The following is a 14,068-nucleotide window of genomic DNA, read 5'->3' on the forward strand; positions in this document are numbered from 1 at the left end:
TATTTAGATGTATGAAGAGGGCGTGGGGCATCATTATTGGGCTTATGCTCAGCTGGTTATCCGCTACAGGACAAAGCTTTTTTGCACCAGAAGTCTCTCTGAATTTACAGGGGATTCCTGAGCAAAAGCAGGCGGATTTGCAGGGGTTGCAACGTCAATTGGAATATATGCTCATTGGTTATGACCCAGAGATAGAGGTGACATTGCGACCTAAGCAGCCTATTCGTATTCAGCTCTCGCTCTCAGTTACTCAGTCGGTAGGTGACGAGTATAGTGGCCATCTGGATATAGCTCTTTTTCGTCCAGTATATGGAGCTGATGAGGAGGCTCTTTTAGTGCTATTTCATGAGAAAAATCTGCTCTTTACCTTTGACCCACTACTCAGTCCTACCTTTATCGGAGGTGAGATTCCTGAGTCACCGCTCTTTAAGGTGATGTATTACTACGCTACATTGGGTGCCATGTATTACTATGATAGCTTCTCACTCTATGGAGGAGACCCTTTCCTTAATTATCTAGTGTCAAGAAGTGGCTTCTTTGAAGCGGGTTGGCAAGATAGTGGCGGATTGAGCAATACCCATCTTACCTCCAAGCTTTCGCCCTCAAAGTACTTGCCCGAGTTGCAGTCTAAGTGGGGTAGCTATTTTCGCGAGCTGTGGTATCTATACCATAGGGAGGGACTTGATAGCCCTCTTCCTACTGCTTATAATAGGGTGTTGACTGCGGTTTTACAAGGGCTTCGTCAATTAAGGGAGTATGATAGTAGCACTTCCTTTCTGACTTTGTTTTTTGATTCTAAGGAAAAGGACATGAGTGCACATTTCCAAGCCAATAAGGGTTCTTTAGAGGTGGGGAACACTCGTAGCTTAGTAGAGGAGTTATTTCCAAGTGTTGTGTTTAGTCGATGATTACTAGATTGTATATAAAGGATTTTATCCTAATTAAAGAGCTGGAGCTGGGACTCAAGGAGGGCTTTACTTCTATCACCGGTGAGACTGGGGCGGGAAAGTCTATACTAGTGGGGGCTATTGGCCTGATTTTGGGCAATAGAGCAGATACCACCACCATACGGGAGGGTGCTAAGAAGGCCATTATTGAGGCCGATTGTGACCTCAATGGAGTGTTGGGTATCGAGCAACTTTTTGAGGAGAATGACCTAGACTTTGAGCCAATTTGTCGACTGCGTAGGGAGCTTACAGTGGCTGGTAAAAGCCGTGCTTTTATCAATGATACTCCTGTCAATACTACTGTAATGAAGCTGATTGGTGAGCGATTAGCCGATATTCATTCACAGCACCACAATATGTTGATTGGTGAGGCTCACTACCAGATGAGTATCCTAGATACTTTAGGTGGCAATGAGTCTTTGCTTGAGGAGTATCTTGGTGCATACAATGCCTACCAAAAAGCTGCTAAAGAGCTGGAAAAGGAGCGGAAAAGGATAGAGGAGCAAGCAAAGGAACAGGAGTTTATTGCCTTTCAACTGGAGCAACTTGATCAAGCTAATCTCAGGAGTGGTGAGCTGACACAGCTTGAGGAAAGACAGTCCATGGCGCAACATACCAGTGAGATTGCCGATGCCCTCAATATGCTTATCTCTTTTGCTGATAGTGATATGGAGATTCCTGGAGTGGTACAGCAGATTCATACGGCGACCCGTTTGCTCTCCCATGCTGCTGAGCACTATTCTCAGGTGGAGGAATTGCATGAGCGTCTCTCCTCGCTAGAGCTTGAACTATCGGATATGATCCGTGAGGCGGGGGGGCTTTTGGATACCATTGAGGTAGACCCTAGTGAATTGGCACAGATTGAGGAGCGGATAGACCTTTTGCAAGGATTGCTCTTTAAGTTTAAGCTAAGTGATAGCGATGACCTCATTAAGCTTCGTGATGAGTACCGAAAGACGCTGGATAATATCACTAATTCGGATGCCTATCTTAAGGAGTTAGAAAAGGAACTAACGAAGAAGCAGGATGTGGCAAAAGCACTGGCAAAGAGACTTACTGAGCGCCGTACTAAGGTGGCAAAGGAGCTATTGCCTCCACTGCACGCATTAATGAAGGAGCTGTGTATTGCTGGGGCTACATTCAAGGTGGATTTGCAGCCCCTGGACAAGCTCACGGAGAGTGGTGCTGATGCGGTTCAGTTTTTATTCGCCACCAATAAACAGACGAAACTGCAACCGATTAGGGAGATCGCATCTGGCGGAGAGATTTCTCGCTTTATGCTGGCATTGAAGACCATCTTGGCAGAGCATAGTGTATTGCCTACTGTGATTTTTGATGAGATTGATACCGGTGTTAGTGGTGAGGTGGCTGAGAAGTTAGGCGGAGTGATGAAGCGCTTGGGTAGGAATATCCAAGTATTATCGATTACGCATCTGCCTCAGATTGCTGCACTTTCGGCCCATCAGTTGGTGGTAAGTAAGGAGGAGGAAGAGAGTGGTTTTTTTACCACCATTAGGGAGGTGAGTGGTGAGGAGAGGGTTAAGGAATTGGCAAATATGCTGACTGGTGCGGAGATGACGGAGGCAGCATTGGCCAATGCTAGAGCACTATTAGCACGAAATAAGTAACGTAATATGATGTATCGAAATAATGCAAGGGGAGGTAGGAGATACCCCAATAGATCTAGAGAACGTGATGAGATGATATTTGGTATCCATGCCATACGTGAGGCGTTGGAGGCTGGAGAGCAGATTGACTTTGTCTATCTCAAGAGGGAGAATAGTAGCGATGGGATTAAGGAGCTAATAGAATTACTCCGCAATCATCGGGTGCCATTAAGGAGGGTGCCGGTGGAGAAGCTGGATCGTTTGGCAGGTCGTAGCCACCAAGGGATTGTGGCGGTTAAGGCGGCTGCCCACTACTTTACACTGGAGCAGGTGGTGCCTACGCTTTTTGAGGCTGGTAGAGACCCATTCTTGGTGATATTGGACGGCATTACTGATGTTCGCAATTTTGGTGCCATCGCCCGTACCTGTGAGTGTACTGGTGTAGATGCTATTGTGATCTTTGAGCAAAACTCGGTCTCTGTGACTGCCGATGCGGTAAAGACATCGGCTGGGGCACTCTCTCGAGTGGCTGTATGCCGGGAGCCTTCTATAGAGCGAGCAATTGACTATCTAAAGCAATCTGGTGTGAAGCTGGTAGGAGCTAGCGAAAAAGCTTCCGAGTTGCTATACGATTGCGATATGAAAGGTCCGCTAGCTCTCGTAATGGGTGCTGAGGATAAGGGGCTTTCGGAGTATGCTATACGTCAGTGTGACCACCTTACCCGTATCCCTCTATATGGCGAAATAGGTTCGCTCAATGTATCGGTGGCAACGGGGGTGTTGCTCTATGAAGCGGTAAGACAGAAGAGATAATTGAATCATTAATATTAACAACTAAGATTATGAGTAAAGAGATTATTAGTACTCCAAATGGACCTGCAGCAGTAGGCCCTTATTCACAGGCCGTAGCTGTCAATGGGCTTGTATTTGTTTCTGGTCAACTCGGATTAGACCCTAAGAGTGGTCAATTTGCTGCTGAGGATGTTGTGGGTCAGGCACATCAGGTATTTAAGAATGTCCAAGCGATCCTTGAGGCAAAGGGTTTGACCCTCCAAAATGTGGTGAAGACTACTTTGTTCCTCACCGATATTGCGGACTTCGCTAAGGTAAATGAGGTCTATGCTGAGTATTTCCAAGCACCTTACCCTGCTCGTAGTGCTTTCCAAATCTGTGCACTACCAAAGGGAGGTCTTGTGGAGCTTGAGGTGATCGCAGCGATTTAATTCACTAAGCTGTAAAAAGAAGAAGGTGGAGATGACTATTGGTCACCTCCACCTTCTTGTATATAGAGCCTATTACTCTTCTTTGGCGGGTGGGGGAAGGACGTCTTTAATGGAAAAGGAGGTCCTGAAGACTCTGTGGTTGTAGTCTTGGACGATGGCCTTGAAAAGACGTGTATAGTGCTCTTGTACCTCACTAGAGGGCATAACTGCTTTATCGGGTTCGGTCTGTAGATAGGGTACAGGAGCCGAAGCCTTGATATCTCCAGTAGGAGTCATCGTTAGCGTAATCTCTTTGGTAAAAAAGATATACTGGCCTTGGAAGTAATTAAGTGCTATATGCTCCGCCTTCGTATCAAAGATATTGCTTCCATAGCTGAGCACAGGCTCCTCAATGCCAAGTAGGTACAGCAGAGTGGGGAGGATATCTGTGTGTTGCACCACATAGTCCTTAATCTCTCCCTTGAGCTTCCCTTGCGGATCATAGAATGCAATAGGAGCTGCCGCATGACCCGCCAAGTTGTTGTACGCCGGGTGATCGCTCTGATTTGTATGGTCGGCTGTGATGATAAATAGGGTGTTCTCAAACCAAGGCTTATCTTTGATTTTATCAAAGAACTCCTTAAGTGCCAGGTCGGCATACTGTGCGGTCTGGTGGATAGGCAAGGTTCCCTCCTTAAACTTCCCCTTAAATCCAGGAGGCAGCTTGAATGGGTGATGATTGGAGAGTGAGAAGAAGAGTGCTCCAAATGGCTCTTTCAGATTATCCATATCCTCTGCCATAGCCTGCTCAAACGGTAGATCGTGTATACCCCAAGTACTTGTTTTTATATTATTATCATCTGGATAGTTTGCAAGATAATTGGTGATAGTATATTGCTCTTGTAGCCCAAGCTTATTTAAGAAAGAATAGAATCCCATTACGCCATCAGAGTCACCGTGATAAAACTTAAGGTGATAACCTTTGTCCTTAAGGGATCGAGGCAATCCAGTATCAAAAGTAGAGAAATGTTGATAGTTATTCATTTCCCAATCGTCGTCATTAAATGTGCCACCAAAAGATGGTAGTGAGACAAATACTGATGGAAAAGACTCTACAGATCGCTTTCCTGTGGCAAATCCATATTTGGCATAAAGAGTATTTGGTAGTAAAGAGTCTAAAAAAGGTGTATAAGAGGGAAAACCATTAATATCTCTATTGAGGTATCCAATATATTCCTTACCCATACTTTCTAAGAGAATTATCATTACATTACGCCCCTTCATTGATCCAGATAAGCTATCGTTCTCAGCAATAGGTGCAAATTGGTATATAGGCGTAAAGATTTTAGCCAATTCATTATCACTATAGAAGCTATATTCAATATGACCACTTGGATCTTGAGATAAAGAAAACGGAGAATTATAAATTATTGGAAGTTGATCATAATCAGTCATATAGGGAACTAATATGGTCATACTCTGAGGTTTTCCTTCTAAGTCCCAACGCCCTCGCATACTAAAGAATAAAAATACGATAGCCAGTAGAGAGGCTACAATATTGAGTAGTAGAGGTTGCTTGTGATTAGGGTCTCTTTCGTACTTTATCAACCTAAAACAGACAATACCGATAATCATTATCACAAAGAAAGCAAGGGTAAGAGGCCAAAACTCCCATATGAAGTCTTTGTAGAAACCAAACATACTTTTACCCTCAAACTCGCTGAATACGGTAGAATTGACCCTTCTCAGAACAAAAGGATAATATCCTGTATCGGATACATTCAAGAATGCAAATAAGGTAAAGGGAATAAAGTAAGCCGCATAGCAAATCCGTCTATACCACTTATTCATTTCAATCTTTGCAGGTAGGTAAGCCCCAACTATCATCATCAAATAGTAGAGGATAAAGCCAAATCCAATGGCAACCATATCTATGATATAGCCACCACGCATCAGACTTATTAGTTGTTGAAAATCTACATTTGGGAAATGACTTTGATTGTAGTAGAAGTAAAGTAGGCGGCAAAGTTGCATCATTAATAGTGCAACAAAAGTATGCCAAATTATAGCCACCCACCGATTGTTTGTTGTTATCATTTGCAGTGATGAAAATTAGTTGTATTAAATGCCTGTTGTTACTCCAGTTAAGTCCGAGAAAAGCTTAGTCTATCTCTGATTGTTGATATTTAGTGTATACTCTTTGTAATTAATTGGAGGTTGAAGTGCCTGCAAACCCTCAAATGGTAGCTTTTTTGACCCCCAAAAGTATTGGACAATATAGCATACTTCTATTCCTTTATCATGAAATAGCTTTGCCGTAGTGTTGGTAACTGTCCCTACACCTTCTCGCCCGAAGGCTGTTCTCAAGAAAGCGACCTTCATATTGCTTATTTATTGGGTGCCAATTCATCAAGAAGCTGAAAAAGAGTTCTCTGGGTTTTAACCTCTTTTTCTGTGGGTGGATTATCAAACACTCCCTTTTCTTTGAGCCGTAGTAGCTCTATCGCAAGAGCTTTTCTATCCTCCAGGTTCATTTTTTTGCCCTTAAGCTTAGAAAGAATTTGCCCTTTGATTACTGGCCACTTGCATTCAGCGCTCCATTTGCTTTGCTGATAACTTGATGCCTTACTTTTATAAAGGTCATCGGTATGCTCAAGTCCAATGATCCAATTCCTCACCTTTTTACAGTGGGTCGAGGAGCGGTCAATTGAACCGATATTCGGAAAGTAATAGTAGAAAGGTAGGTTAGTGATTACTGTTCGTGGTTCTTTCAGTACCACTTCACTCCACCAGGGAAAATCCTCAAATATCACACCCTTCAGGAATGGGATATCTTCAATGAGCTCCTTCTTGATTAGGTGACGCCAAACATAGAAGTGCTTAATAGGATTCTCAATATTGGTATGGCTATTTTCTGTAATATGCTCAAATACATTATCGGTTGTATAGCTCTTGATCTCCTTTAGATCGTATCTTTTCTTGAGCCCTTTAGGTACTGCATTGTCTATATTAAAACCTAAAAAATGTCTGACAAGTAAGTAGGGACGAAAGTAGGGATCCTTATACCAGGTTACCACTTCTGCCTTCTCCCTCTTCATTAGAGCAAGAGCTAGCTCAAAGGTTTGTGGGTGAATGAGGTCGTCAGAGTCAAGGTAGTTTATATACTCCCCTTGAGCATTTTGCATACCTACATTCCGAGCATCAGATAGGCCGCCATTTTCTTTGACTACGATTTTGAAGCGACTATCCCTCGAGGAGTATTCCTCCAAAATTGATTGGCTATTATCTGGACTGCCATCATTTACACAAACAGCTTCCCAGTCCGTAAAAGTTTGAGCAAGCACACTATCCAAGCATCTCCTTAGATACTTTTCTACATTGTACACAGGGATAATTACTGAAATCTTTGGCATAATATTGTCAATGTCAAGGTGCTATACAATATCTCTGAAGCGGGGGGGAATTTCGACGATGAAGCAGAGGCCGAGCATGGCTGGCTTATTCCAGGCGTAGGGCGGACGTATGATTGTCTGCATTGTGCGGGCTATCTTAGTGGTGCGGTCCCAATTGCGTGCTTTATGATTCGTTACCTGTTTGATGGTCTTAGAGCGCTTCGCGATGTGCTTTGTCCAGCCTGCTTCTCTTCGGTCTGGGTCGGCAAACCTTGCTTCAATGCGTCGCATATCGAAGTAGCCAAAGTGGAATAGGTAAAGGTTCTTATCAATATGGAAGTTCTTTCCTTTGATCCGATGGAATCCAGATCCCCACTGTAGAGGCGCTGCTAATACGCTCGGCTTGGTATATCTAGTGGAGAGGCGTGCATACTTACGCTGATTGAGGAATGGCGTATCATCCTCCTTGATATCCGCCTCTTTGCCAAGGAACTGTCCTACATCCACTCCAAGACCAGAAACACTATTCTTAATATCCAGACTGCTCAGGTACTCGCGTAGTCCTTTACCTACATTAGGGTCTACCACTAGGAGTTCATCGGCATCTACACCGATCACAAGGTCATATCCCTTCTCAAAAAGCTCCTTAGCTCTATTGGAGAGAAATAGCAAGCGCTCCTTCTCCGCCGATACCACTTGACCTTTGATCTTATCTACCGCCACCACTTGAGCTTTGGGGCACCAGTCTGGTAGCTTCTGATCTTTTCCATCGAGATAGATGTATAGGTTTTCCTCGCCCAGTTCAGCACCATAGTATCTTGTCCAGTGCTTTAGGTAAAAGTCGTCGTTACGCACCATCGTAATGGCAGCAATCTTTTTCATCTCCACAATCCAAAAAGTTTATAACCAATCCATTGTTAATACATCGTAAAGATACATATAATATATGATCTACGCCTCAAATAGGTTGAGGGTGAAGGTTGTGCCGTCCCATTGGGCATAGCTAAAGTGGGTAATCCAGTCGCCAAGAATCACCACTCTAGATTGGCGAGAGAGCATCAGATCGAGCATTATATGGCGGTGCCCAAAGATGAAAAAGTCGGGGGCGTCATTAGGGTGCTCTGCTAGATACTCCTTAGCAAAGTCCACTAGATACTCCTCCTTTTCGCCTCGGTACTCCTGCTTGTATTGATCCTTCAATCCCTTTTTGCGGCTATGCAGTGCCCAGCGGTGTGCGAAGCCTACGGTGAGCCAAGGGTGCAGACTTCCATATAGCTTTTGGCATATCCGATTATGGAAGATCGCTCTGATGATCCTAAAGCCCCTATCATCCTTGATAAACTCGTCTCCGTGTGCGATATAAAACTTCTTACCGAGTAGCTCAAAGGTAGTAGGAGCTCTATGCACTTGGCAACCTATCTCCTTAGGAAGGTAATCATACACCCATATATCGTGATTACCAGTAAAGAAGTGAATCTCCACGCCATGATCCGCCATATCAGCCAACTTCCCAAGGATACGGGTATAGCCCCTAGGCACCACATACTTGTACTCAAACCAGTAGTCGAAGATATCTCCTACCATAAAGAGATGCGTTGCATCCACCTCTATCTCCTTGAGCCAGCGTAGAAACTTTCGTTCTACAGCCAAAGGGTCTTGATGAAAGTAGGCACCGAAGTGGGTGTCCGAGGCAAAGTAGATCATACACCTTCCTTAGAGTAGTCCCAGTTCCAGCTTTGCCTCGTCGGTCATCATATCTCGGTGCCACTCTGGCTCAAAGGTGAGCTTTATCTCAGCACTCTTCACCCCTTTCACACTCTCCACCCTCATCTGGGCGTCGGTGATGAGGAAGTCCACCACAGGGCAATTAGGCGAGGTGAGTGTCATCGTCACCACCACATGCCCCGTTTCGTGATTCACATCTACATCGTAGACCAATCCTAGGTCGTATATATTCACTGGTATTTCGGGATCATAAACTGTTCGTAGTGCTTTTACGATCTCCTCCTCCATCTGCATTAAATTATTTTCCATCTTTATGGTTTACTTAGTGGGGTAAGGTACCCCTTTAATTTCAAATACTTTCTTTATCGCTGTGATGAGAATCCTATCCTCTGCATCAGGCTTCTCATAAAAGCTATCATTATGCACTTCAATATCGGGTGCCACACCTCCCTCTAGTAGCACCATATCCTTGTCGTAGCTCTTCACGGCTGAGTAGCGTACCCGCCAGCCATTAGGCAATTCGGCCGAAGCTGGCATGCCAGCTCCTCCGCCCGACTGCTCTCCTATCCTGATCACATTCTTGGCACTCCTCACCTTGTATAGGAAGTCGTTGGTGGCACTGTAGCTACTCCTATCTTGCAGAATCAGCACCGGCTTCTCCGTAAGCGTCTTGATAGAGCTCGGACTGATATAATGCGCCTTGGGTTTGGAGAACTCGTGATGCCCTGGTCCTGTCTTGTGGACTGTATAGCCGATGAGGCACTTCTCCTTAATGAAATAAGAAAGTAGCTTATCGCAATTATCTAGGGAACCCCCACCATTCCCCCTAAGGTCCAGGATAATGGCATCACTCTTCTCAAAAAGCGAAAGGATCACCGGCATATTGCCAATACCACTGGAGAAGCTACCATAGGACATATAACCAAAAGAGAGGGTCCGCTCCTTTGTGGCAAAGAGTCCATACCTCATCCCGCCCGAAATCATCAAACGCCCAGATAGATCTCTGCGTCGTGCATAGATATTGAGCCCTGTAGTAGGGTCGGGGGCAATGGGGTAACCACTGATATCAAAGTCGGAGTAGAGGTTGACATGACCATCCTTCAGCTCATTCAGCATATCCGATAATAAATAGAAGAAGCTCAGAGTACTCTGCTCTGACTCCTTTAGCTTGGCCAAATAACGGTCGTGCACCTCATTCCAATCCACCCCCTTCTCCTCAAAAAAGCAGTAGTGCTCATCCATGATCTTCCAGAGTGCTTCAAAGTTGGTCACTTGATCAGCCTCTCCTGGTGTCTCTGGAATACAACCACCTAGGGCAATCACCACCAGTGAAAGTATAGCTAGTCTTATCTTATTCATTAGTCGCGATATCTATTGGTGATTTGTGGCGAGGCAACCGCTTTCCCTCCCGAGAGCTTAAAGCTATCCAAGGAAAGTCCCACCACTAGATTCCAGCACCCCGATTTGTAGGTGGTATGATTGATTTTCTGTCCGAAATAGCTATGCTCCGCCCCCACCGTGAGGGTGAGATTGTGGATAGGTAGATCAATAAGTAGCCTCTGCTTGATGCCAATTGTATTATGAAAAGAGCCGAAGTGAATCGCTATCTTGGCTCCATTATCGCCCGAAACGTAGTCGTAGTAGCTCTGCCCATATTCTGGGTGAAACGCCCCCATCATCAACGGTATTTGAGCAGAGTAGCTGATGCTGAGTGGCATGGTCTTCCATGGGATTTGATACCTCAGGCGTCCCCAACCATCTAGTCCAATATTGGCCTTCACATTGCCTATATTATTGGTGTTGGACTCCTTGATATGCCCTCCCACATTGAGTGCTAGGAGCGGGGCAAGGTCTAGGGATAGCCCTTTGTGCTTCACTACTCGCCAGCTAGGACCCACGGCATAGTCCACCCCGAGACTATACATCACCGTACCATTGGCTTTATTCTTGAGAGAAGCTAGATTGAGTGACACATCTTGATAGATATGCCATGAGCGTTGGCTGGATGCCGCAAAGTCGGTGAGGAAAGAGAGCTTTCCCTCTATTCCACGGTGTGCTATGGGGCTAAGGTATTGGTCCTTTACCCCCATCTCCCCAATGTGAAATAGATACTTAGTGTGGGTCATGGGTAAATTACCCTCCCAGCTCCAAGGCTCGCCCTCTACCCACTTACCTAGTTTTTGGTACCACTTCTCCTGAGTAGGCTCTTGTGCCAAAGCTACAGAGCAATAGATAGGCAGAAGTGCCACGAGCACCCACCCCCTTCTCCAATGGTTCTGCTTATTCCTCCTCATCATCCTCTTCAAACTGTAGCATCTTCTGTCCGGTTGCCTCTTCAATAAGGTGTAGTGTCTCCTTGAGATCATCTTTGGACTTCTTGCTACTTTCCTTTGGCTCCTCAGCTTCTTCCGATTCCTCTTCCGATTCTTCCCCCTCCTCTGGTACTCTTGCAGGAGGTAGCTCCTCTACCTCTGCCACCTCATAGTTACTGATCCGCTTTCCTTTGGCTCGAATGCTCTTTTCACCGATAAATGTTTCGGCGTCTATCTCGATCGGCATACGGTGCTCGTCTCCTCCGCCAAAGGTCACTTTGATCAGTGGATATACCTCCTCACTCAGGAGTAGCACTCTATTTTGCTCCTCTCCTTGGATAAAGGTGCGACCGCCATCCTCCTCTATTGGGAAGCGCTTAATATAGGTGTATTTTGCCTCCTCATCGTAGTAGACCAGGGTCCATATCTTATCAGGGTCGTATGGCTCAATCACCTTGATATCTCGCTCGAAGTGGGTGGCATCGCTATACCCTGTGGTGTAGCATTCTCCATTTTCCCTAATCACCAGAACTTGGTCATCGCCAGCAAACTCGCCTAGGAAGGTGCCTCGTTCATCATAATTGATGCGGAAGACATCCCAGTCAAACCAGACCTTCCGGCCCCCGAGCGTGCTAGCCCCTTGCTCCTTGAGCGTTACCTTGAATACATTCCCTCGGGTCAGGAGGTTCCCTTTGGCGGTGCGCCCTTTGATCAAGATCTCAGCAAAATCTCGTTCAAAGACCAGCTTCCTCCTCCGCTCCCTTTGGGTAGGTCGAAGAACCACCTTCACCGTCTCAGCCTCTCCATTGGGGTTGGCGGAGAAGTAAAGGATTTTTGAACCAGGCTTTTCCTGTGTCACATGGTACTCCCGATCACGAATCAGCGATGGGATATTAAACCTCTTGATGTAGGCAGCCCCATTCTTGCCATCTCTGTAGATCACATTATATATAGTACGCTTGTCATTGCGGATCCAGCGAGCTACGTGTATGATCTCTTTGCCAACGAAGGCTTTATCGGCCACCTTGGTAATGAGGTACCGTCCATCTCTCAAGAAGACAATCACATCATCGAGGTCCGAGACTTCGCAGACAAATTCGTCTTTCTTCAGACCCGTACCGATAAAACCGCCCTCACGATCTACATAGAGCTTTTCATTTTTCAGCACCACCTTGGCGACTTGAATCTCATCAAAGCTTTGGATCTTGGTGAGGCGGGGATATTTATCGCCATACTCTTTGAGTAGCTTTTGGTACCACTTGATGGTGTAAGAGCGGATGTCATTCAGCGTCTCTTTGATCTCTGCCATCTCCTTTTCAAGCCCTTTAATGAAGAGTTGGTTTTTCTCTTCATTGAAGCGAAGGATGCGTGCCATCCGGAGCTCAAGCAAGAGCTTTAGATCATCGTCCGTCACAGGGCGTATCATTCCCTCCAGAGCATCGGATAGTCGCTCACGGATATGAGCAATCGCCACTTTTAGATTCTTGGCTTGCTCAAACTCCTTGTCCTTGTAGATACGTCTCTGGATAAATAGCTCCTCCAAAGAGCTCTTTAGGTGCTGCTCCTCTAACTCTGCTAGTTTGATCTTTAGCTCAGCACGCAGGTAGGTCATGGTGCGCTCCACCCCATCTTTGAGTACCTCTGTAATATTGAGAAACTCTGGTTTGTCATCGCGGATCACGCAACAATTGGGGGCAATGCTCACCTCACAATCAGTAAAGGCGTAGAGGGCATCAATCGTTTTGTCGGACGAAGTGCCAGGAGGTAGCTGTATCTCAATATTGACTGTGGCAGCCGTCTTATCATCAATTTTCCGCACCTTGATATTGCCCCGATCATTCGCCCGCATAATCGACTCAATGATCGAACTGGTGGTACGACCAAAGGGGATCTCCGTGATAGCAAGGGTCTTGGCATCTTTTTTCTCTATCAGTGCCCGCACCTTGATTTGCCCGCCACGCTCGCCGTCATTGTAACGGCTAATATCCATCAGCCCGCCTGTTGGAAAATCGGGATAAAGCTCAAATTCTTCTCCTTTGAGATAAGCAATGCAAGCCTCCAGTAGCTCACGGACGTTGTGGGGGAGTATCTTGCAGGAGAGCCCCACCGCAATACCTTCAGCCCCCTGAGCAAGGAGTAGGGGAAACTTCACTGGTAGTGCCACCGGCTCCTTGTGAGTGGCATCATAGGAGAGCTTGTAGTCGGTGATTTTATCGCTGAAAAGTACCTCTTTGGCAAAAGGGGTGAGCCTTGCCTCTATATACCTAGCGGCAGCTGCTCCATCGCCCGTGAGGATGTTACCCCAGTTACCTTGGCAGTCAATCAATAAGTCTTTCTGACCTAGCTGCACCAATGCATCGCCAATACTGGCATCTCCGTGGGGGTGAAGCGACATGGTCTGCCCCACAATGTTCGCCACCTTGATCAGGCGATCGTCCATCTGCGACATCGTGTAGAGAATGCGTCGCTGTACCGGCTTCAGTCCATCCTCTATGTGGGGCACTGCACGCTCCAAAATTACATAGGAGGCATAGGAGAGAAACCAATTGCGATACATTCCGCTTAGCACATAGCTACCACTCCCATCCTTAATGGAGTCTTCGCTGGAGTGCTCTGAAGCTGGCAGCTGCTCACTATTTTGGTCTAGCTCGTCAATATGTTCGTTTTGATTATTTTCTTTCATCATTTGGCTCAATTTGCCACAAAATTAATCAATTATTCAGATTATGCCAAGTAGAAGGCCAACCTAGTCCATGGGTTACGCATTAGAAAAGTCTTGCCATAGGACATTCATCAGAGAGTCAATGAGTAAGGACCTCCGTGAGGAGATTCCCCAAAAAAGCACCCGCCAGGGTGCCATTCAGATAGCCCCCGGTCAAGGCT

Annotated in this window: 12 protein-coding genes; 4 read left to right on the plus strand and 8 right to left on the minus strand. The window is 45.9% G+C overall.

Annotated elements, in window-relative coordinates:
• The first annotated feature begins 11 nt into the window (after positions 1-11).
• From HMPREF3027_RS06000 to HMPREF3027_RS06015, 4 genes are read left to right on the plus strand one after another with little or no spacing between them, the layout of a single operon-like run.
• The gene (locus HMPREF3027_RS06000; protein WP_070707633.1) at positions 12-908 is read left to right on the plus strand and encodes a type IX secretion component PorD family protein; all 897 of its coding nucleotides are present in this window, start codon (positions 12-14) and stop codon (positions 906-908) included.
• Positions 905-2,575, plus strand: coding sequence for a DNA repair protein RecN (gene recN, locus HMPREF3027_RS06005; RefSeq protein WP_070707634.1), 1,671 nt, complete (start codon positions 905-907; stop codon positions 2,573-2,575). Before HMPREF3027_RS06000 ends, recN begins: the two co-directional genes overlap by 4 nt.
• 9 nt (positions 2,576-2,584) lie before the next feature.
• Positions 2,585-3,367, plus strand: coding sequence for a 23S rRNA (guanosine(2251)-2'-O)-methyltransferase RlmB (gene rlmB / locus HMPREF3027_RS06010; RefSeq protein ID WP_083317532.1), 783 nt, complete (start codon positions 2,585-2,587; stop codon positions 3,365-3,367).
• A gap of 29 nt (positions 3,368-3,396) precedes the next feature.
• The gene (locus HMPREF3027_RS06015; protein WP_070707635.1) at positions 3,397-3,777 is read left to right on the plus strand and encodes a RidA family protein; all 381 of its coding nucleotides are present in this window, start codon (positions 3,397-3,399) and stop codon (positions 3,775-3,777) included.
• Positions 3,778-3,849: 72 nt separating this feature from the next.
• Here the strand turns inward: HMPREF3027_RS06015 and HMPREF3027_RS06020 are convergent, their stop codons facing one another.
• From HMPREF3027_RS06020 to HMPREF3027_RS06060, 8 genes are all read right to left on the minus strand, one after another.
• Positions 3,850-5,793: an LTA synthase family protein gene (locus HMPREF3027_RS06020; protein ID WP_070707636.1), complete on the minus strand. Its 1,944-nt coding sequence runs from the start codon at positions 5,791-5,793 to the stop codon at positions 3,850-3,852.
• A gap of 350 nt (positions 5,794-6,143) precedes the next feature.
• Complete coding sequence (locus HMPREF3027_RS06030) at positions 6,144-7,169, minus strand: glycosyltransferase family 2 protein (RefSeq protein WP_070707638.1); 1,026 nt, start codon at positions 7,167-7,169, stop codon at positions 6,144-6,146.
• 21 nt (positions 7,170-7,190) lie between these two features.
• Positions 7,191-8,030 carry a glycosyltransferase family 2 protein gene (locus tag HMPREF3027_RS06035; RefSeq protein WP_246830545.1) on the minus strand — a complete coding sequence of 280 codons (840 nt, stop codon included), beginning with the start codon at positions 8,028-8,030 and terminating at the stop codon, positions 7,191-7,193.
• Positions 8,031-8,099: 69 nt separating this feature from the next.
• The gene (locus HMPREF3027_RS06040; RefSeq protein WP_070707640.1) at positions 8,100-8,852 is read right to left on the minus strand and encodes a UDP-2,3-diacylglucosamine diphosphatase; all 753 of its coding nucleotides are present in this window, start codon (positions 8,850-8,852) and stop codon (positions 8,100-8,102) included.
• A gap of 9 nt (positions 8,853-8,861) precedes the next feature.
• Positions 8,862-9,182 (minus strand): metal-sulfur cluster assembly factor, encoded by a 321-nt coding sequence (locus HMPREF3027_RS06045; protein ID WP_026161830.1) that lies wholly within the window; start codon positions 9,180-9,182, stop codon positions 8,862-8,864.
• A gap of 9 nt (positions 9,183-9,191) precedes the next feature.
• Complete coding sequence (locus tag HMPREF3027_RS06050) at positions 9,192-10,232, minus strand: S41 family peptidase (protein WP_070707641.1); 1,041 nt, start codon at positions 10,230-10,232, stop codon at positions 9,192-9,194.
• Complete coding sequence (locus tag HMPREF3027_RS06055) at positions 10,232-11,170, minus strand: hypothetical protein (RefSeq protein ID WP_246830546.1); 939 nt, start codon at positions 11,168-11,170, stop codon at positions 10,232-10,234. Before HMPREF3027_RS06055 ends, HMPREF3027_RS06050 begins: the two co-directional genes overlap by 1 nt.
• Positions 11,154-13,871, minus strand: coding sequence for a DNA gyrase/topoisomerase IV subunit A (locus HMPREF3027_RS06060; RefSeq protein WP_070707643.1), 2,718 nt, complete (start codon positions 13,869-13,871; stop codon positions 11,154-11,156). Before HMPREF3027_RS06060 ends, HMPREF3027_RS06055 begins: the two co-directional genes overlap by 17 nt.
• Between the last annotated feature and the right edge of the window lie 197 nt (positions 13,872-14,068).

The organism is Porphyromonas sp. HMSC077F02, from assembly GCF_001815465.1.
GTDB classification, from domain to species: domain Bacteria; phylum Bacteroidota; class Bacteroidia; order Bacteroidales; family Porphyromonadaceae; genus Porphyromonas_A; species Porphyromonas_A somerae.